This window comes from Mesorhizobium calcicola, from assembly GCF_042682105.1.
Lineage (GTDB): Bacteria > Pseudomonadota > Alphaproteobacteria > Rhizobiales > Rhizobiaceae > Mesorhizobium > Mesorhizobium calcicola.
Map to the genome: position 1 here is coordinate 1 of NZ_JBHUGY010000037.1, position 14938 is coordinate 14938.

The 14938-nt window shown below is 63.2% G+C and carries 16 protein-coding genes and 1 riboswitch; of the genes, 6 read left to right on the forward strand and 10 right to left on the reverse strand.

The window, feature by feature from the left end; all coding sequences use genetic code 11:
* The coding region (locus ACFSQT_RS24285) for an aromatic ring-hydroxylating oxygenase subunit alpha (RefSeq protein ID WP_379022895.1) at nt 1–413 on the reverse strand (413 nt) is incomplete at its 3' end.
* A gap of 114 nt (nt 414–527) precedes the next feature.
* Nucleotides 528–729, reverse strand: a riboswitch (cobalamin riboswitch).
* A 504-nt stretch (nt 730–1233) separates the two neighbouring features.
* On the opposite strand from ACFSQT_RS24285, the gene ACFSQT_RS24290 reads away from it, so the two are divergent.
* The 4 genes from ACFSQT_RS24290 to ACFSQT_RS24305 all read left to right on the forward strand — a co-directional run bounded on the left by ACFSQT_RS24290 (nt 1234) and on the right by ACFSQT_RS24305 (nt 2297).
* The gene (locus ACFSQT_RS24290) at nt 1234–1434 is read left to right on the forward strand and encodes a DUF680 domain-containing protein (protein ID WP_379022897.1); all 201 of its coding nucleotides are present in this window, start codon (nt 1234–1236) and stop codon (nt 1432–1434) included.
* Between the two features lie 70 nt (nt 1435–1504).
* The gene (locus ACFSQT_RS24295; protein WP_379022899.1) at nt 1505–1705 is read left to right on the forward strand and encodes a DUF680 domain-containing protein; all 201 of its coding nucleotides are present in this window, start codon (nt 1505–1507) and stop codon (nt 1703–1705) included.
* A gap of 70 nt (nt 1706–1775) precedes the next feature.
* A complete protein-coding gene (locus tag ACFSQT_RS24300) occupies nt 1776–1982 on the forward strand; it encodes a DUF680 domain-containing protein (protein WP_379022901.1) in 207 nt (68 codons plus the stop codon).
* Nucleotides 1983–2060: 78 nt separating this feature from the next.
* Complete coding sequence (locus ACFSQT_RS24305) at nt 2061–2297, forward strand: DUF680 domain-containing protein (RefSeq protein WP_379022903.1); 237 nt, start codon at nt 2061–2063, stop codon at nt 2295–2297.
* 82 nt (nt 2298–2379) lie between these two features.
* Here ACFSQT_RS24305 and ACFSQT_RS24310 read toward each other — a convergent pair whose 3' ends face one another.
* The 5 genes from ACFSQT_RS24310 to ACFSQT_RS24330 all read right to left on the reverse strand — a co-directional run bounded on the left by ACFSQT_RS24310 (nt 2380) and on the right by ACFSQT_RS24330 (nt 8978).
* Nucleotides 2380–3492 (reverse strand): ABC transporter ATP-binding protein, encoded by a 1113-nt coding sequence (locus ACFSQT_RS24310; RefSeq protein WP_379022905.1) that lies wholly within the window; start codon nt 3490–3492, stop codon nt 2380–2382.
* Between the two features lie 41 nt (nt 3493–3533).
* Entirely contained in the window at nt 3534–5198 is a 1665-nt protein-coding gene (bglA, locus tag ACFSQT_RS24315) for a beta-galactosidase BglA (protein ID WP_379022907.1), read from the reverse strand.
* A gap of 4 nt (nt 5199–5202) precedes the next feature.
* Nucleotides 5203–6357, reverse strand: coding sequence for a carbohydrate ABC transporter permease (locus ACFSQT_RS24320; protein ID WP_379022909.1), 1155 nt, complete (start codon nt 6355–6357; stop codon nt 5203–5205).
* A gap of 1 nt (nt 6358) precedes the next feature.
* Nucleotides 6359–7372 carry a carbohydrate ABC transporter permease gene (locus tag ACFSQT_RS24325; protein ID WP_379022911.1) on the reverse strand — a complete coding sequence of 338 codons (1014 nt, stop codon included), beginning with the start codon at nt 7370–7372 and terminating at the stop codon, nt 6359–6361.
* Between the two features lie 250 nt (nt 7373–7622).
* Nucleotides 7623–8978 carry an ABC transporter substrate-binding protein gene (locus ACFSQT_RS24330; protein ID WP_379022913.1) on the reverse strand — a complete coding sequence of 452 codons (1356 nt, stop codon included), beginning with the start codon at nt 8976–8978 and terminating at the stop codon, nt 7623–7625.
* Between the two features lie 363 nt (nt 8979–9341).
* On the opposite strand from ACFSQT_RS24330, the gene ACFSQT_RS24335 reads away from it, so the two are divergent.
* Nucleotides 9342–10364 (forward strand): LacI family DNA-binding transcriptional regulator, encoded by a 1023-nt coding sequence (locus tag ACFSQT_RS24335; RefSeq protein ID WP_379022915.1) that lies wholly within the window; start codon nt 9342–9344, stop codon nt 10362–10364.
* 58 nt (nt 10365–10422) lie between these two features.
* Here ACFSQT_RS24335 and ACFSQT_RS24340 read toward each other — a convergent pair whose 3' ends face one another.
* Nucleotides 10423–11331: a LysR family transcriptional regulator gene (locus ACFSQT_RS24340; RefSeq protein WP_379022917.1), complete on the reverse strand. Its 909-nt coding sequence runs from the start codon at nt 11329–11331 to the stop codon at nt 10423–10425.
* A 226-nt stretch (nt 11332–11557) separates the two neighbouring features.
* On the opposite strand from ACFSQT_RS24340, the gene ACFSQT_RS24345 reads away from it, so the two are divergent.
* On the forward strand, nt 11558–12058 hold the full coding sequence (locus ACFSQT_RS24345; RefSeq protein ID WP_379022919.1) for a hypothetical protein: 501 nt from the start codon (nt 11558–11560) through the stop codon (nt 12056–12058).
* Nucleotides 12059–12206: 148 nt separating this feature from the next.
* Here ACFSQT_RS24345 and ACFSQT_RS24350 read toward each other — a convergent pair whose 3' ends face one another.
* The 3 genes from ACFSQT_RS24350 to ACFSQT_RS24360 are packed head-to-tail and all read right to left on the reverse strand — an operon-like array spanning nt 12207 to nt 14867.
* Nucleotides 12207–13646 carry a S8 family serine peptidase gene (locus ACFSQT_RS24350; protein WP_379022921.1) on the reverse strand — a complete coding sequence of 480 codons (1440 nt, stop codon included), beginning with the start codon at nt 13644–13646 and terminating at the stop codon, nt 12207–12209.
* A complete protein-coding gene (locus tag ACFSQT_RS24355) occupies nt 13636–14304 on the reverse strand; it encodes an anti-sigma factor (protein WP_379022923.1) in 669 nt (222 codons plus the stop codon). Before ACFSQT_RS24355 ends, ACFSQT_RS24350 begins: the two co-directional genes overlap by 11 nt.
* Complete coding sequence (locus ACFSQT_RS24360; protein ID WP_379022925.1) at nt 14301–14867, reverse strand: sigma-70 family RNA polymerase sigma factor; 567 nt, start codon at nt 14865–14867, stop codon at nt 14301–14303. The genes ACFSQT_RS24355 and ACFSQT_RS24360 overlap by 4 nt, the downstream gene beginning before the upstream one ends.
* Nucleotides 14868–14938: the final 71 nt, after the last annotated feature.

Here is a 14938-nt window from a genome sequence, read left to right on the forward strand (position 1 = left end):
ACAGGCTTCAAGCCGAACTGGCTCTTGTCGAAACTATCCGCCATCTGCCGGGCAAACAACAGCCTGCCGTCCAGCTCATAGGTCCATTGGTGATAGGGGCAGACCAGCTTTGCCGCCGTACCCTTGTCGGAATTGCAGACGCGGCTGCCGCGATGCCGGCAGGAATTGTGGAAGGCGTTGATCTTGCCTTGCTGGTCGCGGACAAGCACGACCGGATAGTCGCCGATCTGCGCGGTGATGTAGCTGCCCGGCTTCGGCAGCTCGCAATCATGACCGATGAACAGCCAATCGCGGTACCAGATCAGCTCCATGTCGAGCTTGAAATAGTCTGGATCGGTGTAGAAGGGCTGTTCTAGTGAAAAGCCTTGCCGGCGGCCATTCAAGAGCCTCAGCATGTCGTTGCGAGCATCCATGTCCTGTCCTCGTTTCTAAGGACTGAACTGGTGGTGATGGAGGAAGGATTGGACGCAGGCCGGCGATGCGCCGAACATGCACGATCCACCTCTTGACCGCCCACCGCGATCAGTCGAGCCTAGAGATCTCGGGCTGGTTTCCGGGCTCTGGAGTTGTCCTTGCGGACCATCGCGACACCTTCCCAGGCAATTGCCCAGTGGTCTCCCGTTGCGACTTGAACTCCACCACCGTTGCGGGGGCAGCGCCGGATTCTGACCGGCTTCCCAATTCTCCGCTTCATCGTCACGAAGCAGCACCTGAGATGACATGATCTAATCACGATCGCGGGCGTGTCATCGGCATGAAAACGACATCGTATCCATGCGGCGCGACACGCGTGCGAAACGCTCCGGTTGGCGATCGAGGGCCGAAACCCCTATCTCTTCGGCAGCCATCGCCGCCTGCAATCTCCGCGAATCCGGCCCCTTGCCAGGGACCAAAAAAGGCTAGCGGTTTCGAAAAGTGACTATTAGCACCCTCTAAAATCGAACCGAACGGTTCGTTTCTGTTGACGGTGCGTGCAGGACGGTGTGAACGCTGGGCCTCCGACACAGTTGGTGAACTGGGCGCCTGTTTCACTCAACCAATTGATTCAATTGATAAAAATATCGAGTGTAGAAGCTCTTGGCACAATTTCAAGTGGCAGATTCTTGGTCCACGCGGAACAACTTCGTGATTGGAAATGGTTGGATGGTTTTCCCACATCGGGGCGGTCCGAACGACGCGATTTCCTCCCAAGACACGCCGCTAGACGGACGGGAAAATACTGGAGTACCTAAAATGAAAAAGATTGTTCTCACTGCCGCCGCCCTTCTGGCCATTTCTGGCAGCGCCTTCGCTAACGGTAGCGACCACTATGGTTCGAACGCCCCGGCAGCCGCCGCCGTCGACAGCTCGTACACCGCTTCGATCAAGAAGTCGGAACCGGCTGCTCAGACGCCTGTCCAGGGTGCCGACCGTAATCTCTTCGGCAACCGCTAAACAGCCGATTCCCAGCAGCGGCGGGTTGCCCGCCGCCCTGGCAAAATTCGAAAAATTCAGGAGAGCTAAAATGAACAAGATCCTTATTGCTGCCGCCGCCGTTGTGGCCATTTCCGGAAGCGCCTTCGCCGCCAGCGACAACTATGGTTCGAACGGCGCCAACCAGCCTGCAGCCGCGGTTGACCAGTCGTACACGGCTTCCACCAAGACGTCGGAACCGGTTGCTCAGACGCCCGCCCAAGGCAGCGACCGCAACCTCTTCGGCCACTAACAGCCAATTCCAAGCGAGCGGCGGGTCCGTCCCGCCGCCTTGGAGAGGCTCTAAAATTCAGGAGACTAAAATGAACAAGATGCTTATTGGTGCCGCCGCCATTCTGGCCCTCTCCGGCAGTGCTCTCGCCGCCAGCGACAACTTTGGCTCCAACGGCGCCAACCAGCCTGCCGTTTCGGTCGACAGCTCCTACACGGCTTCCATCAACAAGTCTGAGCCGGCTGCGCAGACGCCTGTCACCCATGGCAGCGACCGCAACCTGTTCGGCAACAACTAAACATCCGAAACTGACATCCGACAGCGAGGCGGCGGGTGATCCCGCCGCCTGAAGTTTGAAAATACCGGAGTATCAAAAATGAAAAAGATTATTCTTACTGCCGCCGCTCTTCTGATTGCCGCCGGCGGCGCCTATGCCCGCAACGACAATGTTGGTGGCACCGACATCAACAAGCAGGCGGCCGTCAACGTCGACACCTCGCATACGGGCTCGATCCGCAACAGCGAATCGGTTGTCTACAAGCTGCTCAATTCGTCGGGCGACGTACAGAAGTCCGCCCCTCAGGGCAGTGACCGGAACCTCTTCGGCCGCTAACAGCCGAAGCTGATTCCAGACAAGAGCGGCGGGCCTTTGCCCGCCGCTTTTTGTTTCTTATACGTCCTCGGATGTCCTGACTTCAGGCCGCCTTTGCTTCCGGCTGACGGAGCGAGAAGGAGTGCCCGTCCGCATCGAAGATGTGAAGGTCGTTGGCGTCCGCGCTCAGCCGCAGAGTCGCCCCGCGTTTGACCTCGACATTGCCTGGCAGCTTGGTCACCAGCGGCAGGTCGGCGCGGCCGATGTCGACATAGACAAGCTGGACCTCGCCGAGCTGCTCGACATAGTCGACCGTTCCCTCGAACAGATAGTCCGCGCCGTTGGCGATGATCAGATCCTCCGGCCGCACGCCGAAACTCACCGCGGCACCCTTTGCCGAAGCAGGCGTCGCGATCGGCACGGTTGCCTTGCGCCCGCCGACATGGCTGACGACGGTCGGGTTTCCGGTCTTGTCGATGGTCGCCGGCAGGATGTTCATGGCCGGCGAGCCGATGAACTGGGCGACGAACAGATTGCCAGGCTTCTTGTAGAGATCCATCGGCGTGCCGACCTGCTCGATATGGCCTTCCTTGAGCACCACGATGCGATCGGCCAGCGTCATCGCCTCGACCTGGTCGTGGGTGACGTAGATCATGGTCGTGTTGGGCATCGATTCCTTGAGCTTGGCGATCTCGATGCGGGTGGCCACGCGCAGCGCCGCGTCAAGGTTCGACAACGGCTCGTCGAACAGGAACACTTTCGGATTGCGCACGATGGCGCGGCCGATGGCGACGCGCTGGCGCTGGCCGCCCGACATCGCCTTGGGCAGGCGGTCGAGATATTTGGTCAACTGCAGGATTTCGGCGGCCTGCTTTACGCGGCGGTCGATCTCGGCCTTGTTCTCCTTACCGATCTTCATCGAGAACGCCATGTTGTCGTAGACGGTCATGTGCGGGTAGAGCGCGTAGGACTGGAACACCATGGCGATGCCCCGCTTCGACGGCGGCACGTCGTTGACGACCTCGCCGGCTATTTTGAGCTCGCCGGAGGTGATTTCCTCGAGCCCGGCGATCGATCTCAGCAATGTCGACTTGCCGCAGCCCGACGGGCCGACAAAGACGATGAACTCGCCCGATTTAATATCGAGGTCGATGCCGTGGAGAATGTTCAGATTGCCGTAGGACTTCTTCACTTGCCTTAGCGTGACATCGGCCATTGGTTTCCTCCCAGTGATATGAAATTCAAGTGATTTGAAATTCAGTCGATGCGCCCGAACCAGGCGCCGTAGCCGCCGAGCTGTATGGAACCGGTACTCGCCTGCCCCGAAAATCCGTGCCCGGGCAAAGGGTGCAGCGATCGGTTGCCAAGGTCAACCTTGGTTGGCCCGGCTCCCAGATTGAAGACGCAGACGATCTGCTCGTTGCCCGCGCGGCGCGTGAAGGCGACCGTGTCACCCTGACTTTCGATGAAGGTGATGTCGCCCTTGGCCAGCGCCGGATGGGCGCGGCGGAAGGTGAGAAAGCGCCGGTAGTGCTCGAGCAGCGAGGTCTCGTCGCCCTGCTGCACATTGACCGCTTGCGACAGATGCTTGGCCGGCACCGGCAACCAGGGCTTTGCCGAGGAGAAGCCGCCATTCCTGGCGCTGCCGTCCCACACCATCGGCGTGCGGCAGCCGTCGCGGCCCTTGAATTCCGGCCAGAAGCGGATGCCGTAGGGGTCCTGCAGATCCTCGAAGCGGAGGTCGGCTTCGCCGAGCCCGAGCTCCTCGCCCTGGTAGATGCAGACCGAACCGCGCAGGGACATCAGCAGCGCCGAGATGACCTTGAGATAGGCGGTCGGATCGGCTTCGCCGGCCGCCCAGCGTGACGCCGGGCGCATCACGTCATGATTGGAGAAGGCCCAGCACGACCAGCCGTCGCTGGCGACCTTGCCGAAGGATTCCAGCACCGCGCGGACCTTGGCCGCACTGATCTTTTCCGGCGCCAGGAAGTCGAAGGAATAGCACATGTGCACGCGCTTGCCGCCGGCCGTATAGGCCGCCACCACTTCCAGCCCGCGCTGCGAATCGCCGACCTCGCCGACTGCGGCGGTTGCCGGATATTCGTCGAGCAGGGCGCGGAAGCGTTCGAGGAAGCCGAGGTTTTCCGGACGGCTCTTGTCGTAGAGGTGGTCCTGGTAGTTGTAGGGGTTGACCGCGGGTGCGGTCTGGTCGTTGCGCTGCTCCGGCGGCAGCGGCGGATTGTTTTCCAGGCCCTGGCTGTGGAAGTAGAAATTGATGGTGTCGAGCCGGAAACCGTCGACGCCGCGTTCCAGCCAGAAGCGGGTGACATCGAGCAGCGCGTTCTGGACTTGCGTGTTGTGGAAATTGAGGTCCGGCTGCTCGGCGAGGAAGTTGTGCAGGTAATATTGCTGGCGGCTGGTGTCCCATTGCCACGCCGAGCCGCCGAAGATCGACAGCCAGTTGTTGGGCGGCGTGCCGTCCGGCCTGGCGTCGGCCCAGACATACCAGTCGGCTTTCGGGTTGCTGCGGCTCGACCGGCTTTCCTTGAACCAGGGATGATTGTCGGCGGTGTGCGACAGCACCTCGTCGATCATCACCTTCAAGCCCAGCCTGTGTGCCTCGGCGGTCAGCGCATCGAAGTCGGCCAGCGTGCCGAACATCGGATCGACGTCGCAGTAATCGGTGACGTCGTAGCCGAAATCCTTCATCGGCGACTTGAAGAACGGCGAAATCCAGATGGCGTCCGCACCCAGCCCCGCAATGTAGGGGAGGCGGCCGATGATGCCTTTCAGGTCGCCGATGCCGTCGCCGTTCGAGTCCTGGTAGCTGCGCGGATAGATTTGGTAGATCACCGCACCTCGCCACCAGTCGCGATCGATGGCGAGGTCGGGCTTCGAATTGGCTTTCAAAGCGGATTGCATTGTCTCAGCCTCCTTTCACCGAGCCGGCAAGCAGCCCGCGGACGAAATAGCGCTGCAGCGAGAAGAACACGATCAGCGGCACGATGATGGTCACGAAAGCCGACGTCGTCAGAATCTCCCAGTCGCCGCCGCGTGAGCCCAGCAACGCGTTGAGCTTGGCGGTCAGCACGATCTGGTCTGCCTCCGTACCCAGGAAAACCATCGCAACCAGCAGATCGTTCCATACCCACAGGAATTGGAAGATGGCAAACGAGGCCAGCACCGGGAACGACAGCGGCAGCACGATCTTGACGAAGATCTCGAAATCGCTGGCGCCGTCGATGCGCGCCGATTCCATGATTTCGCGCGGCAGGCCGGCAATGTAGCTCCTGAGCAGGTAGATGGCGAAGGGCAGGCCGAAGCCGGTATGCGCCAGCCAGATGCCGAGATAGGTTTTCGACGGCATGCCGAAGAAAGCGCCGACGCCGTTGTAGAGCTTCAACAGCGGGATCAGCGACATCTGCAGCGGCACCACCAGCAGGCCGATGATGACCGCGATCAGCAGCGCACGGCCGGGAAAGCGCATCCAGGCCAGTGCATAGGCGGCAAAGGCGGCGATCAGGATCGGGATGACGGTCGCCGGAATGGTGACGGTCAGCGAGTTCATGAACGACCGTCCGATGCCTTCCGAAAACAGCACGGTTTTGTAGTTGTCGGTGGTGAATTTCGGCGGCGCCGAGGAGGCATAATAGATGCGCTGGCCGCGATCGCCTTCGAACGCCTTGGGCGACTGCATGACGAAACTGCCGTCGGCGTTGAGCTGCAAGGTCACGCCGTCGCCGAGATCGGCCGATGTGCCGGCGGGATACTGCGTCGGCGCCGCCGATTTGACGCCGAAGGCGCTGATGTTGCGGGCAACACCGTCACCGAAGATGTTGGCCTCGAGGACGAACTTGCCGTCCTTTTCGACTTGCGTCGAGGCGGCCGGCAGACGGCCGGCTTCCGTTTGGGTGGAACTGGAGAACGAATTCCACCAGCCCGAGGCGATGATCTGGTCCTTGACGCGCAGCGACGAGACCAGGATGCCAAGCGTCGGTATGGTCCAGATGGCGACGAAGACGAGGACGGCAATGTGGACGCCAAAGCGGCTGGCGAAGGAATTTCCGGTCGCAACGGCCATCTCAATGTCCTCCCGTCTCTTTGTTCGCCTGGCGGATGTTCCAGACCATGATCGGAATGACCGCGATCATGATGATGATGGCGATGGTGGCGCCGCGGCCGAAATCGCCGCCGCCGCGGAACATCCAGTCGAACATCAGATTGGCCAGCACCTGGCTGTTCCACTGGCCGTTGGTCATGGTCAGCACGATGTCGAACACTTTGAGCACCAGAATGGTGATCGTCGTCCAGACGACGGCGATGGTGCCCCAGATCTGCGGCACCATGATCTTCCAGAATATCTGGAATGGATTGGCGCCGTCGATGACCGCGGCCTCCAGCGTCTCTTCGGGAATGCCGCGCAAGGCGGAAGACAGGATGACCATGGCAAAGCCGGTCTGGATCCAGATCAGGATCACCATCAGGAAGAAATTGTTCCAGAACGGCAGCGATATCCAGACCTGCGGCTGGCCGCCGAAATGCTGGATGATGGCGTTGAGGATGCCGATCTGCGTCTGGCCCTCGCCGCGGTATTCGTAGATGAACTTCCAGATCACGCTGGCGCCGACGAAGGAGATCGCCAGCGGCAGGAAGATCAGGCTCTTGGCGATCGTGCCCCACCAGATCTTGTCGGTGAGCACAGCGATGATCAGCCCGAGGAAGGTGCAGGCGGCCGGCACCACCGCCAGCCAGACGATGTTGTTGAGGATCGAGTTGCGGAACTCGCGATCGCCGAACGCCCATTCATAATTGGCGAAGCCGACGAAATTGCCGCCGCCGCGATCGAGGAAGGACAGCCGCAGCGTCTCGGCCACCGGGTAGATCAGGTAGATGGTCAGGATGATCATCGCCGGGCCGACGAACAGCCAAGGCCGGACCAGCCCTTGCCGGCGCAGATTGTCGATGGCCGCGGCGCCGGCGACGCCGCGCGACGGGAATATCAGGTCGACCAGCTTGTTGGCGCCCCAGAAATAGGCAACGCAACCGCCGACGCCGACGATGATGACGAATATGGCCGAGAAGATCTGAGTCGCCATGGGTCCCTCCCCCTGCGCATGACCCGACAAGGAATGACCTTGGTGACGGGACCAGGCGCCGATTCAGTTGCTTGGAGCGTCATCGGCGGCGGAAACCTGTTCCCATGCCGATCGCGCTTCATGTCTATGCGCTCATGACGAAAGGTTGCGGCACTGGCCGCTATCGGATCCGGGCCGGCAGGGCCCGGATCCAGTGCGAGAATGGTGGGCGCGGCCGTTTCAGCCGGCCGGCCGCCTGCTTGCTCGCGTGCTACTTGATCGCGTCCCAGCTCTTCTGGATGTCGGTGGCGACATCCTGCGCGGACTTGCCGCCGACCAGGTCGATCATGCCGGTCCAGAACGCGCCGGCGCCGATCTTGCCCGGCATCAGGTCGGAACCGTCGAAGCGGAAGGTCGAGGCATTGGCGAGGATTTCGCCCTGCTTCCTCAGCGCGTCGCTGGCATAGGCAGCCTTGTTCACGCCCTTGAACGGCGTCACGAAACCGCCCTCGGCCATCCAGATCTCATGAGCGAGCGGCATCTTCAGGAATTCGATGAAGGCGCGTGCGGCTTTTGAGTCCTTGGTGATCATCGCCAGCGTACCGGCGCCGAGCACGGGCGTGCCCAGTTCAGGCTTGGAGGCATAGGGCGGGAAGTAGAAGAAGTCCGCGTCCTGGCCGACCTTGGTGCCTTCGGGGAAGAAGGTCGGGATGAACGACGCCTGATGGTGCAGGTAGCATTTCGGCGGCACCGAGAAGAGGCCCTTCGGGCTGTCGCGGAAATCGGTCGCCGCAACCGCCTTGGCGCCGCCATCGACCATCTTGTCGTCGGTCGCGATCTTGCCGAAGATATCGATGGCGTTGACCACCGCGGGATCGTTGAACGGGATCTCGTTCTTCACCCATTTGTCGTAGACGTCGGGCGTCTGGGTCCGCAGCATCAGGTCTTCGACCCAGTCGGTCGCCGGCCAGCCGGTGGCGCCGCCGGAGCCGAGGCCGATGCACCACGGCTTGCCGCCATCGGCGATGATTTTCTTTTCGAGATCGGCGAGTTCTTCCTGCGTCTTCGGTACCTTGTAGCCGGCTTCCTCGAAATTATCCGGCGAGTACCAGACCAGCGACTTCACGTCGGCCTTGTAGGGGAAGGCGAAGAAGCCCGGCTTGCCGTCCTTGTCCTTGAAGGTGCCGAGGTCGACCCATGACTGGCCGGCACCGTAATTGTCCTTGATCCATTTGGCGGTGTCGTCGCCCAGCGGCGTCAGCAGGCCCTTCGATGCCAGGTCCTGGATCAGGCCCGGCTGCGGCAGCACGGCGATATTGGGCGGGCTGCCGGCCTGTGTGTCGATGACGATCTGCTGCTCGTAATTCTCCGAGGAGGAGTATTTGATCTCGACGCCGGTGGCTTCCGAGAAATAGTCAAGAACGCCGCGCACCAGGCCTTCGTCCTCGCCGCGCCACGGTCCGAAGATCGACAGCGTCTCACCCTTGAGATCGACTTTCTTGAGCTCTTCGTAGTTCGCCCAGTTGAAGCGGGGATCCTCGCCCGGCTTGAACTTCAGTTCGGCATGCGCGGGCGCGTTCAGGGCAAGCGTGGCAAACGCAGCACCCAGCAAAAGCATTTTCTTCATCGGTATTCCTCCCAGTGGGTCACAAACACCGGACGGAACCTCCATTCCGCCCGCCGATGCCGCAGGACTGTGACTCAGTCAGAAAGGAACCGCAACCTTTCGAAGAGTCTTCCAAAGCGCTTTGGCTTTTTTGATCTCGCCATTGAATCGCTCGGAAGTCAAGAGGGCGGCCGGCTAATCGATTTAATTTTGAGCTTGTGTCGCGCGAAAAGTGCGCTGCAGCATGTATTTATGGCAGTGCAGCAGTAATTTTTGTTTCAAACTCGTTCAAAGCGCGCCTATGCTCGTCTTGACATCGCTGCGCGCCCTCCTGGCGCTCAGACCCAGTCGAATTAAAAGCGCTTTGAGGCTGGGAGGCCTCCTGTGAACCTCAAGCAGCTCGCCCATATGCTGTCGCTGTCGCAGACCACGGTAAGCCGTGCGCTGAACGGCTATCCCGAGGTCAACGAGGAAACGCGCCGGCGCGTGATGGACGCCGCCAAGCGTCACGGCTATCGCCCCAACCCCAGCGCGCGCCGGCTGGCGACCGGCAAGACCGGCATGATCGGCTATGTCCTGCCGACCGGTGCGTCCGTCGATATCGATCCGCATTTCGTCGAGTTCCTGTCCGGCCTCGGCGACTATGCCCGCTCGCATGAGCTCGACCTGGTGCTGTCGCCGGCCGACGCCGACGACCAGGAAACGACCTATCGGCGCATCGTCGCCAACCGCCAGGTCGACGCCGTCTATATCTCCTCGCCCAGGCCCGCCGACCGCCGCGTGGCGCTGGTCAACACACTCGGCATTCCCTTCATCGTCCATGGCCGCAGCGAAGGCTTCGATTTCGACTATCCCTTCACCGACATCGACAATGAGGGTGCCTTTCACGAGGCGGCGCGGCTGTTGATCCAGCTCGGCCACCGGCGGCTGGCGCTGATCAACGGCGACGACCGCGAGACCTTTGCCATCCATCGCGAGCGCGGCGTTCGTCGGGCGCTCGCCGCGAGCGGCCTGCCATTGGGCGACAGTCATGTCTGCTCGGTGGTGATGACCGAAGAGAACGGCTATCGCGCCACCAGGCGCCTGCTCGAAGCGGGCGACGCGCCGACGGCGATCGCCTGCTCCAGCCTGATCATGGCGCTGGGCGTCGTGCGCGCGGTGCGCGACCTCGGCCTGACCATTCCCGGCGACGTGTCGCTGATCGCCCATGACGACGTCTTTCCCTGGTTGCGGCCGGAGAATTTCTCGGTGCCGCTGTCGACGACGCGCTCGTCCATCCGTCTCGCCGGCGCGCGCGTCGCCGAGCGGCTGGCGGCACGGATATCGGGGCTGGAGGAGGGCGCCCGCGGCGAGGTCTGGCCCGTCGACCTGGTGGTCAGGGGATCGGTCGCCGGCGCGCCGGCCTGAAGCAATTCCAGGAACGGTGTGAAACGGTTTTCCGTCCGCAATTGCGTCTAGAGGCTCCTCAGCCCGCCGATTTGAGGTGATCGATGAAGGCGCGCAGCTTCGGCAGCACCTGGCGCCTGCCGGGATGATAGAGGAAGACGCCCGGCGTCGTGGCGGCGATGCCGTCCAGCACCACCTCGAGTTTTCCCTGGGCTATCGGACCTTCGGCGACGGGTCGAGGCGTCTGCGCCAGCCCAACGCCCTGCATGGCGGCCCCGAGCAATGTCGGATAGTCGTGTGCGATCAGCGGGCCCGAGACCATCGCCTCGATCGCCCCATTGTCGTCGACGAAGGACCAGGGCGCGATGGCGCCGTTCGAACGGCGCAAGCGCAAGCAGGCGTGGTGGCGCAAATCGTCGACACGTTCGGGGCGGCCGTGGCGCTCGAGATAGTCAGGGCTGCCGACGACCACGAACGCGAACGGCGGGGTGAGCCGCACCGCGACCATGTCGGCCGCGATGAACTGGCCGAGGCGGATGCCGGCATCGAACCCGCCGGTCGCGAGGTCGACCATCTCGTCGCTCGCGGCGATCTCCAGTTCGATCTCGGGATAGGCCCGGCAGAACGAGGCGATCATCGGCTCCAGGATCAACGGCACGACGGCGCGCGGCACGGACAGGCGTAGCAGACCGGTCGGCCGTTGGCCGGCATCACGCACGGCCTCGCCGGCCGCGACCAGTTCCTCGAAAGCAGGGCCGGCACGGTCGAGGAACCGCTGGCCAGGCTCGGTCAAGCCGACGCTCCGCGTCGTGCGGGCAAACAGCGCCGTGCCCATGCGCGCCTCAAGCGCGCGCACCGCCTGGCTCACGGCGGACGGTGTCACGCCGAGTTCGGCCGCGGCTCGGCGGAAGTTGCGGTGCCTGGCGACAGCCAGGAACGCCTCGACGCCCTCCAGCGCACCGTGCCGGACTGTGTAGTTCTGCTTCATGGGTTGTTGTGATTACAGCGGATAGCCGAATTATGGAAGCGGGGTTAGATATCGATTGAGGCCTGACGGACCGGTTGCCGAGCCTGCGGCCTTCGCCAGATCCCGGCGTGGGACAGGACTGCGGGTAGCCTTCCGCCAACCAGGGACGGTTCCTCTTGAAGAACCGCCTCGGCGTCCCCAGCGCGGTGTTCGAGGCCGCGTGACCCAACCGTTGAGAGGAGGCCAGATGCCCACGGAAGTCCTGTTCCAAACCCATCTTGTTCTGGGCTATGTCGCGTGGCTGCTTTGCTTCGGTGCCTACGGTCTGCCGTGGCTGAGCTCGATGGACCGGTTCGCGGCGCATCGCGCCATCGCCACTCTGCACAGCTTCCGCTTCTTCGGGCTCGTCTTCATCCTTCCGGGCGTCGTAAGCCCCAATCTGCCCGCCAGCTTCGCCGTGACCGCCGCCTATGGCGACTTTGCGACAGGGGTGCTGGCCATGCTGGCGCTGCTCACGGTGAGGATACCGCAGCTCTTCTGGCCGTTCGTCGTCGCGTTCAACCTCGTCGGGATGGCCGACCTCATCGTCGACTATTACCACGCCATCCAGGTCGGCCTTCCCCAACGCGCGGGGGAACTAGGCGCCACCTACGCGATCCCGATCATCTACGTACCGCTGCTGATGATCACGCACATCGTCGCATTGTATTTTCTGGTACGTCCTGGAGCAATTTCAGGAAAAGTGTGAAACGGTTTTCCGCGTCAAAACAAAGAGAGAGCGGGTCGGCGTTTCCTTGGAACGATGAACCGCTCTAGGCAAACCGTGACTTGAGCGGCCTCGGCGGCTTCGCCTGGGGCGCCCTGTCCGACCGCTTCGGCGCCCGCACCGTCGCGGACTACTCCTTCGCCGCCGCGGCCGCCTTGATATCCAGCAGACCATAGCCGAAATCATTGTCGCGCCCCTTGGGGCCGAGATCTTTCGCTGTTGCCGCCAGCGCCTTCTCGATGCCGTCGGCCGAGCGGTCCGGCGCGGCATGGATGAGATTGGCGATGGCGCCGGTCACGATCGCCGCCGCGAACGAAGTGCCTGTGACCACGTCCGAGCCGGCGCCACTCGGCGCCACCATCTCCACGCCGGGCGCCGAGATGAAGACATAGGCGCCGCGATTGGCCTGCGGCATCAGCCCGTCCCTGGCATCGGTGGCGGTCACCGCGATGACGCCGTCGAAGGCGGCCGGATAGCCATAGGGTGCCTTCGGTCCGTTGTTGCCGGCGGCGGCGACCAGCACGATGCCGAGCGCCCTTGCATTGCGGCAGGCGACGCCGAGCAGGTCGTTCTTCGGCCCGACGAAGCTCATGTTGATGATGCGGACGTCCTGTTCCGCCGCCCAGTCGAGCGCCGACAGAATGACGTCCATGGTCGACTTGCCGCCCTCGAAGGCGCGGGCGTGGTAGATCCTGGCGCCCGGCGCCATGCCCTCCAGCGTGCCGACACCGGCGATCAGGCCGTCGACCGAAGTGCCATGATCGCGCTTTTCGATCGGCACGCCGGGCATGGCATCGAACTGCCCGGCTATGACGCCAGCCAGCGCCGGATTGCTGCCGTCGATGCCGGTGTCGATCACCGCGATACGGACGTTCTCGCCGCTGGCCTGTTTGGAGTCGAGCGCGATGCAGTCGAAGGCATAGTTGACGATGCCGGCGGCCTGCTGCAGCGAATAGACATGGTTGGGCTCGCGCCGCTGGGTGCGGCCGTCGGCGGCCAGCTGCGCCAGCACGACGCCGACCAGGCGGCCGTCGGGAATGCCGAAGCGCACCAGCGTGGTGCCAAGCAGCCGCGACTGGCGCTGCGAGCGCACCTCGAGGCCGAAGGACGCGGCGATCTGCTGCACGGCGCCGGCATCGCCGTCGACCGTCACCAGCACCTCGTCGGGCACGAAATCGCCGACCACGGCGCGCGGCGGCTGAACGGCGATGAGATCGGTCGGCGAGACGATCGGGCCGCCAGGTGGGGGGCCGGCCTGATTGTTGGCGGGCGGCGTTGCTGGGTCTGGCCGTGGCGTCGGCAGCGGTGCCGGGGGGACGACCGGATTGGGGAACAGGTCGACGATCAGGGCCGGCAGAAAGACAGCGCCGGGCTGTGACGCGCCCGATCCGCCCTTTGTGTCAGCGTCGTCCTTGGCGCAGTCGGCGCCTGCCGCATTGGTCGCATTGCCGCAGTCGATTTTCGCGCCGTCGGGATTGGCGTTGTTGGTCTGCGCCGACGCAGGCACGGCGGCGATTGTCATCGCCGCCGCCAGGATTGCCGCATATCGAATGACCGCCTCAGCCGCCATCAACCGGTTTCCTTCCCTCGATCACAGTCTCGGTGAAAGGCTGGGCGGCAATAAGGCCGATTTGCTTGGTGTAGTCGGCTGCGTTGGCGGCGGGAATGCCAAGCCGGAACACGCCGTCGGCGGTCGGTCCACCAACGATCTTCAGTCCGTTCTTGCCGAGAAAGCCCGAAATGTCCGACATCCTCGCGTCCGGCTTGAACTTGACCAGGGCGAACGGCATTTTCGCCAGATCGTCTTCCGCGGCGGCAATCTCAAAATCCTTGCCCTTGCCACCGGGCTGCACCAACGACTGCACCACAATCAAGGCAAGCAGAACCGCGGCCGCCGCCCAGGCGACACCGACCGGCACCGCCATGAAGCGCCCCCAGGCCTGCGCCAGCCAGGACGAGCTTGCCGGCGCGCGCGCAGGTCCGGCCTCGGCGTCGAACGCTTTGGCGAAGCGGCTCAGCGCATCGGCCGGCGGGCGGATCGCTTCATTGGCGGCTGTCGTGCCGGAGAATTCGGCTTCGGCCTCGCCAAGGGCTGCCATCGCCGCCGGATCGCTGGCCAGCCATTCCTCGACGGCTTCCAGGTCCGAGCCTTCCAGCGAGCCGTTCAGATAGAACGGCAGCAGCGTTTCCATTTCGTCGCGGCGCGACATCTTTTCAGCGGCACTCATGGCCACCCCCTGTCGTAACCGGCGGCCTTGAGGGCCTCGCCGAGTTTCTTGCGGGCGTAGAACATCCGGGTCTTGACGGTCGCGACCGGAATGCCGAGCACCTCGCCGATCTCGCTCACAGACTGCCCATGATAATAGGCAAGATCGATCACCGTGCGGTGCTCTTCCGGCAAGGCGTCGACGAAGCGTCGCAAGGCGGCAGCCTTGTCTTCCTTCATGGTGACGACTTCCGGCGTGTCGGCGCTGTCGGGCACCGCGGCGGCGGCCTCGTCGTCGATCCAGTCTTCCTTTTTCTTGCGCAGCGAAGACAGCGCCTTGAACCGGGCGATGCCGAGCAGCCATGTCGAGACTTCGGAACGTCCCTCGAAGCCGGGCGCCTGCCGCCACAGTTCGAGGAACACCTCGTTCGCGATATCGTCAGCCATCATTTCCGATCCCGTCTGGCGCGCCACGAAGCGATAGACCCGCGCGTGGTGACGCATGAACAGGAGCCGCACGGCGGCACGGTCGCCCTTCGCGACCCGGTCGACAAGCGCGCGATCGGTCTCCGTCGCTGCCGTCATGGCCGGTCGAGCCGCCTGGCTCCTGTCTGCTCTGTCGCTGATCGGGCCAAAAAGGTTCATCCTCCGCCAAG

Excerpts from the sequence above, each read along its gene's own strand:
- ACFSQT_RS24290 (WP_379022897.1), top strand. The coding sequence starts at position 1,234 with ATGAAAAAGATTGTTCTCACTGCCGCCGCCCTTCTGGCCATTTCTGGC.
- ACFSQT_RS24295 (WP_379022899.1), top strand. The coding sequence starts at position 1,505 with ATGAACAAGATCCTTATTGCTGCCGCCGCCGTTGTGGCCATTTCCGGA.
- ACFSQT_RS24300 (WP_379022901.1), top strand. The coding sequence starts at position 1,776 with ATGAACAAGATGCTTATTGGTGCCGCCGCCATTCTGGCCCTCTCCGGC.
- ACFSQT_RS24305 (WP_379022903.1), top strand. The coding sequence starts at position 2,061 with ATGAAAAAGATTATTCTTACTGCCGCCGCTCTTCTGATTGCCGCCGGC.
- ACFSQT_RS24310 (WP_379022905.1), bottom strand. The coding sequence starts at position 3,492 with ATGGCCGATGTCACGCTAAGGCAAGTGAAGAAGTCCTACGGCAATCTG.
- bglA (WP_379022907.1), bottom strand. The coding sequence starts at position 5,198 with ATGCAATCCGCTTTGAAAGCCAATTCGAAGCCCGACCTCGCCATCGAT.
- ACFSQT_RS24320 (WP_379022909.1), bottom strand. The coding sequence starts at position 6,357 with ATGGCCGTTGCGACCGGAAATTCCTTCGCCAGCCGCTTTGGCGTCCAC.
- ACFSQT_RS24325 (WP_379022911.1), bottom strand. The coding sequence starts at position 7,372 with ATGGCGACTCAGATCTTCTCGGCCATATTCGTCATCATCGTCGGCGTC.
- ACFSQT_RS24330 (WP_379022913.1), bottom strand. The coding sequence starts at position 8,978 with ATGAAGAAAATGCTTTTGCTGGGTGCTGCGTTTGCCACGCTTGCCCTG.
- ACFSQT_RS24340 (WP_379022917.1), bottom strand. The coding sequence starts at position 11,331 with ATGAAGCAGAACTACACAGTCCGGCACGGTGCGCTGGAGGGCGTCGAG.
- ACFSQT_RS24345 (WP_379022919.1), top strand. The coding sequence starts at position 11,558 with ATGCCCACGGAAGTCCTGTTCCAAACCCATCTTGTTCTGGGCTATGTC.
- ACFSQT_RS24350 (WP_379022921.1), bottom strand. The coding sequence starts at position 13,646 with ATGGCGGCTGAGGCGGTCATTCGATATGCGGCAATCCTGGCGGCGGCG.
- ACFSQT_RS24355 (WP_379022923.1), bottom strand. The coding sequence starts at position 14,304 with ATGAGTGCCGCTGAAAAGATGTCGCGCCGCGACGAAATGGAAACGCTG.
- ACFSQT_RS24360 (WP_379022925.1), bottom strand. The coding sequence starts at position 14,867 with ATGACGGCAGCGACGGAGACCGATCGCGCGCTTGTCGACCGGGTCGCG.